Source organism: Streptomyces sp. NPDC018045 (assembly GCF_044327445.1).
GTDB lineage: Bacteria > Actinomycetota > Actinomycetes > Streptomycetales > Streptomycetaceae > Streptomyces.
Map to the genome: position 1 here is coordinate 488,894 of NZ_JBIRFL010000004.1, position 17,648 is coordinate 506,541.

Consider the following 17,648-nt stretch of genomic DNA (forward strand, 5'->3'; position numbering starts at 1 on the left):
TCCGCCCCGGGCCATCCGCGACGGACCGAACACCTTACCCCGCCGGTGAGCAAGCGCTTAGAGCCGGCGGCACGGCACGGCCGCGTCAGAACGCCGAGACCCCGGTGAGCGCGCGCCCGATGACCAGCTTCTGGATCTGACTGGTGCCCTCGTACAGCGTCATCACCCGGGCGTCGCGCAGCAGCTTGCCGACCGGGTACTCGTCGATGTAGCCGTAGCCGCCGAAGACCTGGAGCGCGTTGTTGGCGGCGCGCACCGCCGCCTCGGAGGCGAACAGCTTCGCCTTGGAGGCCTCGGTGGCGAACGGCTCGCCACGGTCGATCAGATCGGCGACCCGCCAGGTCAGCAGGCGCGCGGCGTCCACGTCCACGGCGATGTCGGTGATCAGCTCCTGCACGAGCTGGTGGTGGGCGATGGTCCGGCCGAACTGCTCGCGCTCCGTGGCGTACCCGACGGCGGCGTCCAGTGCGGCCCGCGCGATGCCCACACAACCGGCGGCGACCGACATACGCCCCTTGGCCAGGGCCGACATCGCGACGGAGAAACCTTTCCCCTCCGGGGCCAGCATGGCGTCCGCGGGCACCCGTACGTCCCGCAGGACCAGCTCGGCGGTGGCCTGCCCGCGCAGCCCCAGCTTGCCGTGGATCTCCCGGCGCTCCAGGCCGGGGGTGTCCGTGGGAACGAGGAAGGCACTGATGCCCTGGTGGCCGGGGGCATCGTCGGTCCGCGCGAAGAGCAGCACCACGTCGGCCCAGGTGCCGTTGGTGATGAACATCTTGCCGCCGTTGACGACATACGCGTCGCCGTCCCGGACGGCGCGGGTGGCCAGGCTGCCCGCGTCCGAGCCGGTGCCCGGCTCGGTGAGGCCGAAGCAGCCGACGGCCTCGCCGGAGGTCAGCGGGGGCAGCCACCGCCGCTTCTGCTCCTCGTCGCCCCAGGCCGCGATGGTCTTGGCGACCAGGCCCAGGGACACGGAGACGATGCCGCGCACCGCGGAGTCGCCGCGGCCCAGTTCCTCGGTCACCAGCGCGTAAGCGAGGTGGTCGCCCCCGGAACCGCCGTACGCCTCCGGGATCGTCAGGCCGAGGAAGCCGACCTCGCCGAGTTTCCGCACGATGCCCCGGTCGACCTGTTCGGCCCGGTCCCAGGCGGCGGCGTGCGGGGTGATCTCGCGGTCGGCGAAGTCCTTGGCGAGCTGCCGGGCGGCAGCCTGCTCCTGACTCAACTCCAGGTTCATCACGGCCCCTTGCGAAGGGATGCGGCAGCCGGGCCGCCCGGGACAGCCGGACGAGCCTTTAACTACCACTGCTAGTTTTTGGCTGGCAGCCTCTACTATGTGCGGCATGGCCCGACCCCGCAAGCCCCTCCTGAGCCGGGAGCGCATCGTCACCACCGCGCTCGCGCTCATCGACGCGGAGGGCCTGGCCGCCCTGTCCACCCGGCGGCTGGCCGCCGAACTGGGCGTCAGCGGACCGTCCCTGTACAACCACTTCACGACCAAGGACGAGATCCTGGACGCGGTCGCCGACACGGTGATCGCCGAGGTGGACGTGTCGGCCCTCGGCGCGGGCGCGGACTGGCGCACCGGCCTGCTGGCCTGGGCCCGCTCCTACCGCGCGGCGCTGGCCGCACACCCGAACATCGTGCCGTTCCTCGCCCAGGGCCCCGGCCGCCGCCCGGCCGGCCTGAAGATGGCCGACGCGGCCTTCGGCGGCATGGTGGAGGCCGGCTGGCCACCGGCCCAGGCGACCCGGATCTGCGCCATGGTCCGCTACTTCGTCGCGGGCTCGGCCCTGGGCTCCTTCGCGCGCGGCTTCGTCGACGACCCGAGCGCCTACGACCCGGCCGACTATCCCCACCTGGGCCAGGCGCACCTGCTCGCGGAGCATCAGCAGCGAGTGGACGAAGGAGCCTTCGAGGCGGGCCTGCTGGCGCTGGTCGACGGGCTGGCGCTGCGGCACCCGGATTCCGCCCCGCCACCCCCCAGGTAGCTGTAAGGTACATCCGCCCGGGTGGTCCCGGTGCGGAGCGCGTACGGCCCGACGGCGCGCTCCGGCTGCCCGAGGGGAGACGCCGTGCGAGACCCGATCGCCACGCCACGGGACCGAACCACCCCCTGGACCCGGCACCGCCGGTACCGGCACCTCCGTCACGTCCTGCGCGGCCAGGCCCAGGTCGACTTCCTGCCGAGCGCGGTCACCGGCGCGGTCTTCTCGATCGCGCTGTCCGCCGCGGGCTGGGCGTACGGCCTGTACGGACTCCTCGGCACCGCGACGGGCACGGCCACGGCCCACCTGCTCGGCGTGGACCGCGCGCGGATCGCCGCGGGCCTGGAAGGCTTCAACGCCTGCCTGGTCGCCGTCGGATCGGCGGTCTTCCTCGGCCCCTGGCACCTGTCCACCGCCCTGCTCGCGGTCGGCGGCAGCGTGGTGGTCACGGTCGTCACCGCCGCCGTCGCACGCGTACTGGACACCTGGCGACTGCCGACCCTCACCCTCCCGTTCTGCCTGGTGGCGACCGCCCTGACGACCGGCGCGCCGGGCTTCGCCCACGTCTGGCACCACGCCGCGCCCCCCGCGGCCCTGCCCCGGCCCGCCGGACCGCCCGCCGCCCTGTCCTTCACCGACCTGTGGCACGCGCTCTTCGCCAACGTCGCCCAGATCTTCTTCATGCCCCAGTGGTACGTCGGCGCGCTCTTCCTCGCCGGTATCTTCGCCGCGGGCCGCACGGCGGGCGCGATGGCGGTCGTCGGCAGCCTCACCGGCACCGCCACCGCCTGGGCACTGGGCGCCCCGGCGGCGCAGATCGCCTCCGGCGCGGCGGGCTACAACGCGGTGCTGGTCGCGATGGCACTGTGCGGGGTCTTCCTGCCGGCCGGCCGCCGGACCGCGGCGTACGCGGTGGCCGGAGCAGCCGCCGCGACCGCCCTGACCCCGGCCCTGACCGCCCTCACCGCCCCTTCCGGAGGCCACACCTTCACCTGGCCGTTCGTCCTGACCACGCTCGTCTTCCTGGCGGCGGCGCCGGCGTTCCCGCGGCTACGGAAGACCGGCGAACCGACACCTGCCACCGAGCCGGCCCGGGAGAACCGCCCGGCCGACCCGCCCCTCACCGAAGGCCCCTGACGCGATCGCCCCCTGAACGGTGACCGGCTGGACCTCGTGTACGTCCGCTGTCACCGGTCTGTTCGCCGCGTTCGCTCCGACCGTGGGGAATGACGCGCCGCCGGGACAGTGGCAGTCGGTGGTGTGACCGTGGCCGCGTCGGTGGCGTTTGATCAGTTCTGACCGGGTGCCGTCCTCAAGTAGCGCCGCAGTCCGACGTACTCCAGAGCTGCGTACACCGCCACCACCACCGCTCCGATCAGCAGGAACGCGGTGCCCAGGGGGGTGAGGGGGAGGAGGTGGGAGAGGGTGAGGAGGAGTAGGGCTGCGGAGGAGAGGGTGTTGCCCGCTATGACGGCTGTGGTCGGGCCGATGGGGATGCGGGGGCAGCCGGCGATCAGGGCGAGGGCGGCGGCGCCGCCCGGCATGGCGAGGCCGATCGGGGTGGACCAGGCCGTCGGGATGCCGAGCGGGGCGCTGAGCGGTTTGCCGCCGGCGAGCATGAGGACGCCGAACGCGGCGGTGCTCCAACCGTCGATCCGCAGCACCTTGCGCAGCAGATCCGGGCCGGTCGCCGGGGCGGGCCGGGCCGCGGTGCCGGGCGTGGTGGTCGTGGTGGTCGTACGTGTCTCCTCATGGCGGGGGCCGGTGGCGGAGACGATGCCGTCACCGGGGCGGGGCCTCAATGACCTGCCAGGTCATGGCGGTGCCGACCGCCGCCCCGGTCCGGTGGGCGCGCCGGGTCAGAAGACGACGAGGGCGCGGCCTCCCCTGCCCTCCCGCATCGCCTGGAAGGCGGCGGGGATGTCGTCGAGGGCGATGTGGTCGGTGACCATGCCGGACAGGTCGAGCGCTCCGCTGCGGACGTGTTCGGCGATGCGCGGAAGGTCGGCCGCCGGGTCGCTGTTGCCGTAGACGCAGCCGGACAGCGTACGGCCGAAGTGGAAGAGTTCCAGGGCGGAGAAGGTGACCTGCTGGTCCTGGCCGCCGATCCCGACGACGGTGGTGCGTCCGCCGCGCCGGGTGGACGACCAGGCCGTACGGATGGTCTCCGCCCGTCCCACGCACTCGATCGCGACGTCCGCACCGTGTCCGCCGGTGAGGGCGCGGACACGCTTGGCGGTGGCGTCGGAGGCGACGAGGAACTCGGTGGCGCCCGCGGCGCGCGCCAGTTCCCCCTTCGCCGGGGACACGTCCACGGCCACGATCGGGCCCGCGCCCGCGATCCGCGCGGCCTGGAGGGTGGCCAGGCCCACGCCGCCCGCCCCGAACACCACCACCGACTCCCCCGCCCGTACCCGCGCGCTGTGGTGCACGGCGCCCCATCCGGTCAGCACGGCGCAGCCCAGCAGCGCCGCGTCGGTGAGCGGCACGCCGGCCGGCAGCGGGAGCGCCGCGTGGGCCGGGACGACCGTCTCCTCGGCGAAGACGGCGGTGCCCAGGCCGGGGTAGAGGTCGCTGCCGTCGGCGGCGAGAGTGGCGTACGGGGTGCCCGCCGCCTTCCCGGATTCGGCGCACAGCCAGGGCTCGGCCAGCCCGCAGAAGTGGCAGTCGCCGCAGGCGGGCGCCCAGTTCAGGACGGCCCGGTCGCCCGGGGCGAGGGTGCTGACGCCCTCGCCGACGGCGGTGACGGTGCCCGCCCCCTCGTGTCCGAGGACGGCGGGCGCGGGCTGCCGCAGTGTCCCGTCGGACAGCGACAGGTCGGAGTGGCAGACGCCGGCCGCCGCCAGACGAATCCGTACCTGGCCCGGCCCGGGCCCGGGCAGTTCGATCTCGGCGACCTCCAACGGGGCACCCACGGCGGTCAGTACGGCGGCACGGATGGTCATGGCGGGCGTGACTTCCTCGGTAGGGTCAGGAGGTGCGGCGGGGCCCGGGCGGTACGGCTGCGACGACGGGCCCCGGCCGGTGCGGCTGCGGTGGCCGGCGGTCGCTCAGAGCTGGAGGGACTTGGTCTGGAGGTATTCGCTCAGGCCGTGCGGGCCCAGTTCCCGGCCGATGCCGGACTGCTTGTAGCCGCCGAACGGCGCGAGCGGATTGAAGCGCCCGCCGTTGATGTCGACCTGTCCGGTGTCCAGGCGCCGCGCGAAGGCGACCGCCTCGTCCTCGTCGCCGGCCCAGACCGCGCCGGCCAGGCCGTAGACCGTGCCGTTGGCGATCCGGACGGCTTCGTCCTCGTCCGCGTACGGCAGGACCGCGACGACCGGGCCGAAGATCTCCTCCTGGGCGATGGTCATGCCGGGCGTGACGTCGGCGAAGAGCGTCGGGCGGACGTAGTAGCCCCGCTCGCGCCCCGCGGGGGCGTCCGGGCCGCCCGCGACGACGCGGGCGCCTTCCTCGATGCCGCGCTCGATGTAGCCGCGGACGCGGTCGCGCTGGGCGGCGCTGACGACCGGGCCGAGGCGGCTCGCCTCGTCCAGCGGGTCGCCCGGCACATACTTGGCGATGGCCGCGGCGGCCAGTTCCACGGCCTCGTCGTACCGGTCGGCGGGGACCAGCAGCCGGGTCCAGGCGCTGCACGTCTGGCCGGAGTTGGCCATGACGTTGGCGATGCCGACGCCGACGGCCTTGCCCAGGTCGGCGCTGGGCAGCACCACGTTGGCGGACTTGCCGCCGAGTTCGAGGGCGCAGCGCTTGACGGCGGCACCGGCGATGGCGCCGACCTTCTTGCCGACGGCGGTCGAGCCGGTGAAGGAGACCAGGTCCACGTCCGGGTGCTCGGCCAGCGCCTGTCCGGCGACCGGGCCGCGCCCGGTGACGAGGTTGAAGACACCGGCCGGCACGCCCGCCGCGGCCACGCACTCGGCGAAGAGCTGGGCGCTCAGCGGGGTGTCCTCGGCGGGCTTCAGGACGACCGTGCAGCCCGCGGCGAGCGCCGGGGCCACCTTGGCGACGATCTGGTGCAGGGGGTAGTTCCAGGGGGTGATGGCGCCGACCACGCCGACCGGCTCGTGCAGGACGGTGGAGGTGCCGATCTTCTCCTCGAAGGGGTGGGTGGCGGCCAGTGCGGCGTACGAGCCGGCCACCGCGACCGGGACGGCGGCCTGCACGGCCTTGCTGAACGCCAGCGGCGCGCCGAGTTCGGCGGTGATCGTCTCGGCGATCTCCGCCGCGCGCCCGGCGAGCTGGTCGCGCAGGGCGGTCAGCCGGGCGGCGCGCTCGGCGGGCGCGGTACGGGCCCAGGCGGGCAGCGCGGCGCGGGCGGCCCGTACCGCCACGTCCACGTCCTGCGCGGTGCCGGCGGGGACGGTGGCGATGACCCGTTCGTCGGCCGGGTTGACGACGTCGAGGGTGTCCGGCCCGGCGGCGGGCCGCCAGCTCCCGTCGATGTACATAGCGTCGTGCTGCTTCACGTCGTCGCCCTCCCACACCGGCTGCTGTCCGTGAGTCCCGAAGGTACTCGCCGGGCCAAACTAGCGGCGGTAGTTTTTCGGCGCCAGCCCCCCCTTACCGGCCGGGGGCCACCCTGCCGGGTACGCTCACGGAGCATTTCGGGTCACTTCAGGTTCGTTTGGGCTCGTTCGGGGCCGCTTCGATACCGCCCCCTCAGCACCGAGCCGTCAGCAACGGCTGGAAGTACCCGCCCTCCGCCGGCTCGTGCCACGTGAGCCGCTCGAAGCCCGCGGCCATGACGAAGCCGCTGATCTGGTCCCTGGTCAGGGCCCACGAGGTGGCCCGCCGGCTGCGTACCTCCCAGGTGCCGCCGCGGGGCAGCAGTTGGATGAGGTCGAAGTCGTAGTGTTCGCCGTCGTCGTGCCACTCCCACAGTTGCAGCGTGACGGCCCGGCCGCCGTCCGGTGTCCGGGTGACGCGGGGCGGCAGGACCTCCCGGCGCTCCCGGCGGGCCTCCTCGTACGCGCGCGTCCCGAGCAGGAGCAGCCCGCCGGGCCGCAGCACCCGCCGCATGGCGGCGAGGGCCGTGCGTACGTCGTCCGCGGTGGTCAGGTGGGCCAGCGAGTTGTCGGCGCACACCACCGCGTCGAACCAGGCGTCGCGGAAGGGCAGTCGGCGCATGTCGGCGGCGGCCGTCGGCAGCCGCAGGCCCCGGGCGGCGGCCTCGGTGCCCGCTCGGGCCGCCGCGACCGGGCTCAGGTCCGTCCCCGTGACGGCGTGCCCGGCCGCCGCCAGGCCGATGGCCTGCGTGCCGATGCCGCAGGCGCAGTCGAGGAGGGTGTGCGGCCGGTCGCCGAGCGCGTCCCGCACGTACGCGTCGAGGGCGCGGCCCTGCTGGGCCACCGCCGCGGACCAGTCCGGGTACAACAGGTCGTAGGTGGCGGCCAGTTGGTCGAAGAACCGGGCGAGCGACGGATCCGGCATGGGGTCACGATAGTGCGGCGGGCCGCGGGCTTCACCTGGTATCGCGGCTTCCGCCGTGCCGGGGTCGGCCGGGGGCGCTCGGCGGGGGTGGCGACGGGCGGCCGGCGGCGCCTTGCGAGGCGTCGCCGGCCTGGTCCGGTGGCGGCGGGGCAGCGGCCTGGTGTCCCGGCCGGGCCGCCACGGCCGCCGCGGCCAGCAGGAGGACGCCCAGCATCGCGAAGGGTGCCGCGGCGCCGGCCGGCCCGGCCAGCAGGCCCGCCGTCGCGGGGGCCGCGACCTGGCCGAGCCGGTTGCCGGTCAGGCGCAGGGCGAGCGCCGTGCTGCGGGCCGCCGCCGGAGCGGCCCGGACGACCGTGGTCATGGACAGCGGCTGGCCGACGCCGAGGCAGAAGCCTAGGGCGCCGAGTGTCACGGCCAGGGCCCAGACCGGTGTGGGCACGGCCGGTCCGGCGCAGAGCAGTCCCGCGAGCGCGCAGCTTCCGGCCAGCAGGGCGGTGCGTCCGAGCAGGCGGATCATGGGTGCCAGGACCAGCCGGCAGGCGACCGTGGCCGCCGCCCGCAGGCTGAGCAGCAGGCCGACGGTGGCGGGTGCGACGCCCCGGCCCTCGCCGATGACGGGCAGGTAGGCGGTGAGGATGTCGGTCGCGGAGAGCACCGCGAGGCTCGTGAAGATGCCGGCCGCGACGCCCCGGGTGCGCAGGATGGTCCGTACGGAGGTGCGGGCCGCCGCCGGCGTACGGTCCCGGGCGAGGCGCCCGGCTCCGGCGGCTCCGGCCTGCGCCGGGCGGTGTTCCAGGCGCCACAGGGAAAGGCAGGAGCAAGCGGCGAGGGCGCCCGCGGCCAGCAGCGCGGTGGCGCTGGTGGGGGCCATCGCGCCGTCCTGCCCGGAGACGACCAGCCCGGCGGCGGCCGGGCCGACGAGCTGGCCGAGGGAGGCGCCGATGGTGAAGTGGCCGAAGTCGCGGTCGCGTTCGTCGGGGGCGCTGCGGCGCGCGACGATGGACTGGGCGCCGATGACGAAGCACAGGTGGCCCAGGCCCATCACCCCGCTCCAGGCGGCCATCGCCGGCAGCGAGCCCGCCACGCCGCTCAGCGCGCAGCCGCCGGTGATCAGGGCGACGCCGACGACGAGCAGCGGGGCGCAGCGGCCGTGGTCGGTGCGGCGGCCGAGCGGTACGGCCACCAGCAGCGGCAGCAGCGCGTACACCGCCGTGAGCACGCCGATGGCCCGCTCGTCGGCGCCCAGGGCCAGGGCCCGGTAGGAGACGGCGGGCCGGGCCATGCTCACCGCCGACTGGGCGCAGGTGAAGGACAGGACCAGCCGCAGCAGCCAGCCCCGGCCGGGCGTCCCGGTGCCCATGGGTCAGATGATCCCGTACAGCAGGCCGGCGGCGAGGACGACCAGGGAGGTCAGCACCGCCCATTTCACGGTGAACCGGGTGTGGTCGCCGAACTCCACCTTCGCCATGCCGACGAGGACGTAGACGGCGGGCACGAGCGGGCTGGACATGTGCAGGGCCTGGCCGACGAGCGAGGCGCGGGCGATCTCCAGGGCGCCGACGCCGTGGGCGGCGCCCGCCTCGGCGAGGATCGGCACGATGCCGAAGTAGAAGCCGTCGTTGGACATGAAGTATGTGAGCGGGATGCTCAGGACGCCGGTGACGATGCCCATGTGCGGGCCGAGCGCGTCCGGGATGCCGTCGACGAGCCAGCGGGCCATGTGCTCGACCATGCCGGTGCCGGTGAGAACGCCGGTGAAGACGGCGGCGGCGAAGACCATGCCGGAGACGTTCAGGACGTTCTCGGAGTGGGCGGCGATCCGGGCCTTCTGGTCCGGCATGTGGGGGAAGTTGACGGTGAGCGCGGTGGCGGCGCCGAGCAGGAAGAGCACCGGGATGGGCAGCGTCTGGAGGACGAGGAGGACCAGCAGCGCGACGGTGAGGGCGGCGTTGAACCAGTAGAGCCCGGGGCGCAGGGTGGCGCGGTGCGGGTCGAGGCCCTGGAAGTCCTCGTCGGCACCGGGGGCCACGGCGCCGGTGCCGGTCTGCGGGCGGGCCGTACCGCTGTCGCCGCCGGTCGCCGCCGCGGGGCGGGCCTTGGCCGTACGCGGCGCTGCCGCACGGCGGACGGTCGTACGGACCCGGGCGCCGAAGCCCCCGGCCGCGGCGGCGAGCACCGGCTCGCCCGCCCGCTGCTCGGGCACCGCGCGCCCGGTCGCCGTGCCGGCGCCGTCGAGCGTGAGCAGGCCGAGCCGCCTGCGCTCGCGGCGCCCGAGGACGTACGCGAGCAGGAAGACCGCGACCAGGCCGGTGGCCAGCGCAGGGACCATGGGGACGAAGATGTCGCCGGCGTCCAGCTTGAGCGCGGTGGCGGCGCGGGCGGTCGGGCCGCCCCAGGGGACGGTGTTCATCACGCCGTTGGCAGTGGCGGCGACGCCCGTCATGACCACCAAACTCATCTTCAGGCGACGGTAGAGCGGGTAGAGCGCGGAGACCGTGATCATGAAGGTGGTGGAGCCGTCACCGTCGAGCGAGACGATCGCGGCGAGCAGCGCGGTGCCGACCACGACCCGGACCGGGTCCGCCTTGCAGAACCGCAGGATGCCCCGGACGACCGGGTCGAAGAGTCCGACGTCGATCATCACTCCGAAGTAGATGATGGCGAACATCAGCATCGCGGCGGTCGGCGCCAGGTCGCCCACGCCCTTGAGGACGTACTCGCCCAGGTGCGCCCCCTTGCCCACCAGGACGCAGAACAGCGCGGGGATCAGGATGAGCGCCGCCATCGGCGACATCTTCTTCGTCATGATCAGCACCAGGAAGGTGGCGATCATGACGAATCCGAGGATGGTCAGCATGGGTACCTCACGTTCGCCCTTGAACACCGCCGGGGACGGCGGTCGAGGCGACGGTAGGTGGCCGAAACTTTCGTTAACAAGGTCTTGACGCGCGAGCAATACGAGCAAAACACGAGGCCACCGGAGAGGGTGCGGACCGGTACGGCGGGGACCGGCGGCGGACACGCGCCCGGCCCGTCCGTGGCGCCCGCGCCGGGTGGCCGAGAGTTTCCGTTGACGGGCCGGGTCCGCAATCCTAATGTCCTCCACAGGATTGCTGAATCTCTCTGAGCGGCGGGAGCGCGCGATGACAGGCACGGGCAACGAGCGGGCGAGAAAGACGGCCGAGGGGCTCGCGTACTCCGCGGGCTTCGGCAACGAGCACAGCTCGGAGGCCGTCACCGGCGCCCTCCCGGTGGGCCGCAACTCCCCGCAGCGCGCGCCCCTCGGGCTGTACGCGGAGCAGCTCAGTGGTTCGGCCTTCACCGAGCCGCGCGCCCACAACCGCCGTACGTGGCTCTACCGCGTCCGCCCGTCCGCCGCACACCCCGCGTTCGCGCGGATGGACAACGGCGCGCTCCGCGGCGCCCCCTTCACCGGGACCGAGCCCGACCCCAACCGCCTGCGCTGGAACCCGCTGCCCGCCCCCGAGACCCCCACCGACTTCCTGGCCGGGCTGTGGACCCTGGGCGGCAACGGCGACGCCACCCAGCGCACCGGTATGGCGATCCACCTCTACCACGCCAACGCCGCCATGGAACGCCGGGTGTTCAGCGACGCGGACGGCGAACTGCTGATCGTGCCCGAGCACGGCGGCCTGCTGATCCGCACCGAACTGGGCCTGCTGCGCGCCGAACCGGGGCATGTCGCGCTGATCCCGCGCGGCGTCCGCTTCCGCGTCGAACTGCTCGACGCCACCGCGCGCGGCTACGTCTGCGAGAACTACGGGCAGCCCTTCCAGCTCCCCGACCTCGGTCCGATCGGCGCCAACGGCCTGGCCAACGCCCGGGACTTCCTCGCGCCGACCGCCGCGTACGAGGACGAGGAGGGCCCCTTCGAGGTCGTCAACAAGTTCTGCGGCAACCTCTGGAAGGCGACGTACGACCACTCGCCGCTGGACGTCGTCGCCTGGCACGGCAACCACGTCCCGTACGTCTACGACCTGCGCCGCTTCAACGTCATCGGCTCGATCAGCTACGACCACCCGGACCCCTCGATCTTCACCGTGCTGACCTCGCCTTCCGACACCCCGGGCCTGGCGGGCGTGGACTTCGTGGTCTTCGCGCCGCGCTGGCTGGTCGGCGAGGACACCTTCCGGCCGCCGTACTTCCACCGGAACGTGATGAGCGAGTACATGGGGCTCGTCGAGGGCGCCTACGACGCCAAGGCGGAGGGCTTCGTCCCGGGTGGCGGCTCGCTGCACAACATGATGTCCGCGCACGGCCCCGACCGGGAGACCTTCGACCGGGCGAGCGCGGCCGAGCTGAAGCCGCAGAAGGTCGACGACGGGCTGGCGTTCATGTTCGAGACCCGCTGGCCGGTCACGCTCACCCCGCAGGCCGCGGACGCCGACCACCTGCAGGGCGGCTACGACCGGGTGTGGCAGGGTCTTGAGCGCCACTTCCGCCCCTGAGACCGTGCCCGGGTCCCGGCCGGGGCCCCGGCACCGGCCCTGACCGGCACCCGTCCGGCCCCTGATACGGAGTCGTCGTGACCACCTTCGCCCCCGACTCGCTCGACCTGAACCGCAAGCTGCCGCTGTGGTACCAGGTCTCGCAGTCGCTGCGCGCGTCCATACTCGGCCGCTCCCCCGGCGCTCCGCTGCGCCTGCCGACCGAGGACGCGCTCGCCGCGCACTACGGCGTGAGCGTGCTGACCATGCGCCAGGCGCTCAAGGAGCTGGAGACGGAGGGGCTGATCAGCCGGCACCGCAGGCGCGGTACGTTCATCGAGCCGAGCGCGCGGCGCGGGGCGCCGGTGCGGCTGCTCGGTTCGGTGGACGCGATCGTGGCCCAGCAGTCCGGTATGCGCACCGAGCTGCTGGGGCACGGCCCGGCCACCGTGCCGCCCGAGCTGGCCGAGTACTTCCCCGGCCAGGTGGAGGTGGCCACGTACCGCAGGCTGCGCGGCGACGCGAAGACCGGTGAGCCGACGAACCACGCGGTCAACTTCCTGCACCCGGACGTCGCCGCCCGCCTGGACCCGGCGGACCTGGCGCGCTGGCCGATGACCAAGGTGCTGCGGGACGCGGTGGGCGTCGCCATCAGCCGCATCACGGACACGGTCGAGGCGCGGCTGGCGGACCCGGAGACCGCCCGGCTGCTCCAGGTGCCGCTGCTCAGCCCGATCCTGCACTACACGGGCATCACGTACGACCGGGACGGGCGGGTGGTGGACGTGGCCCGCATCCACTACCGGGGGGACCGGTTCTCCTTCACGGTGACGCTGGACGCGCACTGAGGCGCGCGCCCGACGTCAGCCGCGGACCCGACCGTTCACACGGTGCGGGAGAGCCGCCTGCCGGCCCCTGACGCTGTCACGTCTTTTCGCAGTGGTACCCCTGGACGGCCTTCGCCTTGAAGTCGTGCAAGCCGGAGAAGCTGCCCCCTGTCTTGCGCTTGCAGGCGTAGGTGTCCGCCGACGTCTTGATCTCGAAGGGCAGTTTGAGATATCCGCCCCGGTGGCCGAAGTTGTTCGAGCAGTTGCGCCCGATGACGCCCTCCCCGTCCGGTGTCGCCGAGAGGCAGTTGAACGTGTTGACGCCGTCCTGTGCGTGCGCGGGGGTGGGGGCGGAGAGGCCGAGTGCGAGGGCGGCCGCGGCAGCCGCGACAACCAGTTCTCGTCGCATGATCTTTCCTTTTCACCGGAATTCTGGCCGTTCCAGTGTGGAATGGGCGTATGGCCCGCCGCACTCGGCGACGGCTGTTGGAGTGATGCCGCCGGCTCCGCCGCGCAGTCCGCACGGCGCAGGGCGCCGGGGCCCGTGCGGGCGTCAGATCCGCTCCAGGCTCCGTCCCGTACTGCGCGGCCCCAACAGGGCCACGTCCAGGCACAGCAGCACCATCAGGGCGGCCGAGCCGGTGAAGACGGCGCCCGGGCCCAGGTCCGCCAGCACGGTCAGCGCGACGAACGGCAGGATCACCGAGGTGATCCGGGACAGCGAGTACGCGATGCCGATGGCGCTGCTGCGCAGACCGGTCGGGAAGATCTCGGTCTGGTAGACGTGGAAGGCGTTGGAGAAGACGTTGCTGCACACGGTCAGCGCGAAACCGGCGCCCACGATCAGCCGGCCCGCGTCGGCGAACCCGAAGGCCAGGCCGCACGCCGCCATGCCCAGTGCGGAAGCGATGATCAGCGTCTTGCGCTCGATCCGGTCGATGAGCGGCACGGACAGCGCCGAGCCGAGCGGATAGCCGCAGAAGCTGAGGGCGGCGTAGCTCAGCGACGCGGTGACGGTGTGGCCCTTGGCGGTCAGCACGACCGGCGCCAGCGATCCGAACCCGTAGTAGCCGACGGTCTGCAGGACCTGGAAAATCCACCACATGACCGTACGGCGCCGGTGTTCGCCGCGGAACATCTCGCCCAGCGGGACGCGGCGCTGCGGCACCTCCGCCGCCACCGCGACCGACGGGAGCGTCCCGCCGGTCTCCCGCGCGACGCGCTCCTCGATGTCCGAGACGATCCGCGCCGCCTCCTCGTGCCGGCCGTGCACGGCGAGCCAGCGCGGCGACTCGGGCAGCCGGGCGCGCATGAGCTGGATGAACGCCGCGCCCAGCGCGCCCGCCACCAGCAGCCAGCGCCAGCCCTCGACGCCGAACAGTTCCCGGCCGGCGACCAGGCGGGCGCCGACGAAGGCGGCCACCGGCACGCCGAGGAAGCCGAAGGTGTAGGCCCAGGCGATGTAGCGGCCCCGGACCGCGCGCGGCAGGAACTCGGCGAGGTAGGTGTCCACCAGCACCAGTTCGGCGCCGAGGCCGAGCCCGGCCAGGAAGCGCAGCGCGATCAGCCACGCCACGTCCGGCGCGAAGGCGCCCAGCAGCGAACACAGCGAGTACGCGCCCAGGTTGACCAGGAACATCCGGCGCCGCCCGAACCGGTCCGCGAGCACCGACAGCACATTGGCGCCCACGAACATGCCGAGGAACCCGGCGGCGATCACCCAGGACCTGGCCGTGTGGTCCAGATGCCAGCGCTCGGCGAGCACCGCGGCCAGCACCCCGCCGAGGAAGACCTCGTAGAGGTCGAAGAAGGCGCCGATGCCGACGGTGAGGGTCAGACGGCGGTGCCAGCGGGACGGCGGCAGCCGGTCCAGCCGGGCCCCCGCCCGCGCCCCGGCGAGCTGCGTGGCGGTCATGGCGCTCCTCCCGGCGGACGGCGGCGGCACGGTCGTGCGGTGGCGGCACGGCCGTACGGCCAGGACCGTACCCGTCGGTGATCACTCGCAAAAGACCGCGTCCGGCGGCCGCCGTTACGATGCCCCCAGCGAACCGAGCGCACCGAAGGTCCAGGGAGGGCGGCCGCGTGACGGTGACACAGGCCACGGGGAACGGCGGCGGCAGGCTCGCGGCGGCACCCCGGCTCGATGACCTGATGCCCTGGTCGGCGGCGCCGCTGCGGCTCGGCCGCAACTGGGTCATGGCCCCGGACGCCGCCTCGCTGCGGGCCCGCTGGGCGGCGCTGCACGAGGCGGCGGACGACGCCGCGCGCGAGCGGCTGTTCCGGCCCAGCCGCGCCCGTACGCTGCGGACGGCCGTCCCGCAGTTGCCCGGCCAGCCGACGCCCACCGGCCGGCTCGCGCACACCGGCGGGCCGTGCCCCGATCCGGTGCGCGTCCTGCACGGCCCGTACGACCAGCAGTGGCTGCTGCCCGACCACCGGCTGATCGACAGTGCCCGGCCGGAGGTCTGGCGGGTCGCGGACGGGCGGCAGGTCTTCGTGGTGGAACTGGGGCACGTACCGCAGACGGAAGGGCCGGCGCTGGTCGCCTCCGCGCTGCTGCCGGACGGCCGCTCCCCGGCCGGGCGCCCCGGCCGCATCCGGCCGCTCTACCGGCGGCCCGACGGCTGCGAACCCAATCTCGCTCCCGGCCTGACCGAGCTGCTCGCCCACCGCCTGGGCCGGCCGGTCGGTGCCGCGGAGGTGCTCGCCTGGACGGTGGCGAGCGCCCGGCCCACGCCGTCCGGTGCCGCCGTGCCGCTGACCGCCGACGCCGGGGTGTGGGAGGACGGGGTCGGGCTGGGCGAGCGGCTGCTGTGGCTCCAGACGAGAGGCGCGCGGGGTGACGGAACGGCGTACGGGGCGCGCGCCGGGGACCGCCCTCGGATGCCCGGCGGCCGGCGCCCCTACGTACGGGCCCCGCTGCCCGCCAGCGGGCTGCCCGACGCCCTTTCCTACCTGCCGGACGAGGAGGCGCTGCTCCTGGGGCCGGGCCGGGTCTCCCCCGTGCCGCAGGCCGCCTGGGAGGCCGAGGCGGGCGGTGTGCGCGTGCTGGAGGCGTGGTTCGGGCGCCGTACCGCCGCGGTGGCCGAGCCGGGGAGCCTGGAGGCGGTGCGGCCCGCCGCCTGGCCCCGGGAGTGGACCACCGAACTCCTGGAACTGATCACGGTGCTGGCGCTGGTGGCCGAGCTGCGTCCGGCGCTGGAGGACGTGCACCGGCGGACGGCGGACGGGCCGCGCGTCGAGGCGGCCGAGCTGCGCGCCGCGGGTGTGCTGCCGCCGCCCGCCGCCGCCCGCCGCCCGGCGTCCGTCCTGGACCACCACGAGGAGGGGCCCGAGGGCCAGTTCGCCCTGCTGTGACGCGGCCGTTCCGTGCCGGGCGTTGCCCGGCGCGCGGCGGCGGGTAGGTGCTCCGACCATGGACCACACTCCGCAGCCGCCGCCCCTGGAGGGCATCACCGTCGTCGCCGTCGAGCAGGCCGTGGCCGCGCCGTTCGCCACCCGGCAGCTCGCCGACCTCGGCGCCCGGGTGATCAAGGTCGAGCGGCCGGACGGCGGGGACTTCGCCCGCACCTACGACACCTCCGTACGCGGACTGGCCTCGCACTTCGTGTGGGCCAACCGCGGCAAGGAGTCCCTGGCGCTGGACCTGAAGGACCCGCGCGGCCGCGCGCTGCTGGAGCAACTGGTGGCCGGCGCGGACGTGTTCGTGCAGAACCTGGCACACGGCGCGGCCGCGCGGCTCGGGCTGGACGCGGCGGCGCTGTGCGCCCGGTACCCGCGGCTGGTCGCCGTCGACATCTCCGGCTACGGCCCCGACGGCCCGTACGCGCACAAGCGGGCCTACGACATGCTCGTGCAGTGCGAGGCCGGGCTCGTCTCGCTGACCGGGACGCCGGAGGAGCCGGCGAAGGCCGGGATACCGGCGGCGGACATCGCGGCGGCGATGTACGCCTTCTCCGGCGTGCTGGCCGCGCTGTTGCGCCGCGGCAGGACGGGGCGTGGCGGCCCGGTGGAGGTGGCGATGCTGGACGCGCTGGCCGAGTGGCTGGGGCATCCACTCTATTTCGGGATGTACGGGGGCACGGCACCCGCGCGCACGGGGGTCGCGCACGCCGTCATCGCGCCGTACAACGCCTATCCGACGGCGGACGGGCAGCCGGTGCTGCTGTCGGTGCAGAACGACCGGGAGTGGCAGCGGCTGGCGCGGCAGGTGCTGGAGCGGCCCGAACTGGCCGGGGATCCGGCGTTCGCGACGAATGTGGCGCGTACCCGCAACCGGGACAAGACGGACCGGGTGGTGGGTGAGGCGCTGGCCGGGATGGGGGTCGAGGAGGCCGTCCGGCGGCTGGAGGCGGCGGGGATCGCCTGTGCGCGGCTGAACGGGGTGGCGGAGCTGGCCGGGCATCCGCAGTTCACGGCGCGTGAGCGCTGGCGGGAGGTGGGGTCACCGGTCGGGCCGCTGCACGCGCTGCTCCCGCCGGTCACCCTGCCCGGGAGCGCCGGGCCGGTGATGGGGGATGTCCCGGCCCTCGGCGAACACACCGACGCGCTGCTGAGCGCTCTGGGTCTGACGAGCGAGCGGATCGCAGCGCTGCGCCGGGACGGTGTGGTCGCCTGAGGACCGGGAACGGCACGTCGTCCGGCCGTGCCTCAGCCGTGGCCGCCGAAGAGCGACCGGCGCAGCCGGCGCAGCGGGGCGAACAGCGACACCCTGGCGCCGCGGTTCGTCCTCGTGCGCCCGTGATCACGAGCGGTGAGCTCCTGCATCAACGATGTCGCGCCCTCCGTCTCCCGCTGCGGGACGGCGGGTCCGCCCAGCACCGCGAGATGGCGGTCGAGCCGCGCGCTGGACGCGCCGCTTCCGCAACTGATGGCAGGCACTCGTGGCCTGCTGCGCATTGTTATCTGTTCCATGACACTCCCCACCCGTACGAGGGCACCCGGCCCGGGCA

The 17,648-nt window shown here is 74.2% G+C and carries 16 protein-coding genes; 6 read left to right on the forward strand and 10 right to left on the reverse strand.

Features of this window, described 5'->3' with window-relative positions; all coding sequences use genetic code 11:
- Positions 1–85: 85 nt before the first annotated feature.
- A complete protein-coding gene (locus ACH4EB_RS13060) occupies positions 86–1,237 on the reverse strand; it encodes an acyl-CoA dehydrogenase family protein (RefSeq protein WP_398347483.1) in 1,152 nt (383 codons plus the stop codon).
- Between the two features lie 106 nt (positions 1,238–1,343).
- Between ACH4EB_RS13060 and ACH4EB_RS13065 the strand changes: the two genes are divergently transcribed.
- Positions 1,344–1,991, forward strand: a complete 648-nt coding sequence (locus ACH4EB_RS13065) for a TetR/AcrR family transcriptional regulator (protein ID WP_398347484.1) — start codon at positions 1,344–1,346, stop codon at positions 1,989–1,991.
- An 84-nt stretch (positions 1,992–2,075) separates the two neighbouring features.
- Complete coding sequence (locus ACH4EB_RS13070; RefSeq protein WP_398347485.1) at positions 2,076–3,125, forward strand: urea transporter; 1,050 nt, start codon at positions 2,076–2,078, stop codon at positions 3,123–3,125.
- 152 nt (positions 3,126–3,277) lie between these two features.
- Here ACH4EB_RS13070 and ACH4EB_RS13075 read toward each other — a convergent pair whose 3' ends face one another.
- The 6 genes from ACH4EB_RS13075 to ACH4EB_RS13100 all read right to left on the reverse strand — a co-directional run bounded on the left by ACH4EB_RS13075 (position 3,278) and on the right by ACH4EB_RS13100 (position 10,278).
- Entirely contained in the window at positions 3,278–3,790 is a 513-nt protein-coding gene (locus ACH4EB_RS13075) for a hypothetical protein (protein ID WP_398347486.1), read from the reverse strand.
- 57 nt (positions 3,791–3,847) lie between these two features.
- On the reverse strand, positions 3,848–4,933 hold the full coding sequence (locus ACH4EB_RS13080) for a Zn-dependent alcohol dehydrogenase (RefSeq protein ID WP_398347487.1): 1,086 nt from the start codon (positions 4,931–4,933) through the stop codon (positions 3,848–3,850).
- 105 nt (positions 4,934–5,038) lie between these two features.
- Positions 5,039–6,457 (reverse strand): aldehyde dehydrogenase family protein, encoded by a 1,419-nt coding sequence (locus ACH4EB_RS13085; RefSeq protein WP_398347488.1) that lies wholly within the window; start codon positions 6,455–6,457, stop codon positions 5,039–5,041.
- A gap of 193 nt (positions 6,458–6,650) precedes the next feature.
- The gene (locus tag ACH4EB_RS13090) at positions 6,651–7,421 is read right to left on the reverse strand and encodes a class I SAM-dependent methyltransferase (RefSeq protein WP_398347489.1); all 771 of its coding nucleotides are present in this window, start codon (positions 7,419–7,421) and stop codon (positions 6,651–6,653) included.
- 31 nt (positions 7,422–7,452) lie between these two features.
- Complete coding sequence (locus tag ACH4EB_RS13095; protein ID WP_398347490.1) at positions 7,453–8,781, reverse strand: MFS transporter; 1,329 nt, start codon at positions 8,779–8,781, stop codon at positions 7,453–7,455.
- A 3-nt stretch (positions 8,782–8,784) separates the two neighbouring features.
- Positions 8,785–10,278 carry a CitMHS family transporter gene (locus tag ACH4EB_RS13100; protein WP_398347491.1) on the reverse strand — a complete coding sequence of 498 codons (1,494 nt, stop codon included), beginning with the start codon at positions 10,276–10,278 and terminating at the stop codon, positions 8,785–8,787.
- 286 nt (positions 10,279–10,564) lie between these two features.
- Between ACH4EB_RS13100 and hmgA the strand changes: the two genes are divergently transcribed.
- On the forward strand, positions 10,565–11,890 hold the full coding sequence (gene hmgA, locus ACH4EB_RS13105; RefSeq protein WP_398347492.1) for a homogentisate 1,2-dioxygenase: 1,326 nt from the start codon (positions 10,565–10,567) through the stop codon (positions 11,888–11,890).
- 77 nt (positions 11,891–11,967) lie between these two features.
- The gene (locus tag ACH4EB_RS13110; RefSeq protein WP_398347493.1) at positions 11,968–12,717 is read left to right on the forward strand and encodes a GntR family transcriptional regulator; all 750 of its coding nucleotides are present in this window, start codon (positions 11,968–11,970) and stop codon (positions 12,715–12,717) included.
- Between the two features lie 76 nt (positions 12,718–12,793).
- Here ACH4EB_RS13110 and ACH4EB_RS13115 read toward each other — a convergent pair whose 3' ends face one another.
- On the reverse strand, positions 12,794–13,105 hold the full coding sequence (locus ACH4EB_RS13115) for a hypothetical protein (RefSeq protein ID WP_398347494.1): 312 nt from the start codon (positions 13,103–13,105) through the stop codon (positions 12,794–12,796).
- A 144-nt stretch (positions 13,106–13,249) separates the two neighbouring features.
- Complete coding sequence (locus ACH4EB_RS13120; protein WP_398347495.1) at positions 13,250–14,611, reverse strand: MFS transporter; 1,362 nt, start codon at positions 14,609–14,611, stop codon at positions 13,250–13,252.
- 167 nt (positions 14,612–14,778) lie between these two features.
- On the opposite strand from ACH4EB_RS13120, the gene ACH4EB_RS13125 reads away from it, so the two are divergent.
- Positions 14,779–16,053, forward strand: coding sequence for a type ISP restriction/modification enzyme (locus ACH4EB_RS13125; RefSeq protein ID WP_398347496.1), 1,275 nt, complete (start codon positions 14,779–14,781; stop codon positions 16,051–16,053).
- Between the two features lie 58 nt (positions 16,054–16,111).
- Positions 16,112–17,314, forward strand: a complete 1,203-nt coding sequence (locus tag ACH4EB_RS13130) for a CaiB/BaiF CoA transferase family protein (protein WP_398347497.1) — start codon at positions 16,112–16,114, stop codon at positions 17,312–17,314.
- Between the two features lie 32 nt (positions 17,315–17,346).
- Here ACH4EB_RS13130 and ACH4EB_RS13135 read toward each other — a convergent pair whose 3' ends face one another.
- Positions 17,347–17,610, reverse strand: coding sequence for a hypothetical protein (locus tag ACH4EB_RS13135; protein ID WP_365843115.1), 264 nt, complete (start codon positions 17,608–17,610; stop codon positions 17,347–17,349).
- Positions 17,611–17,648 lie beyond the last annotated feature (38 nt).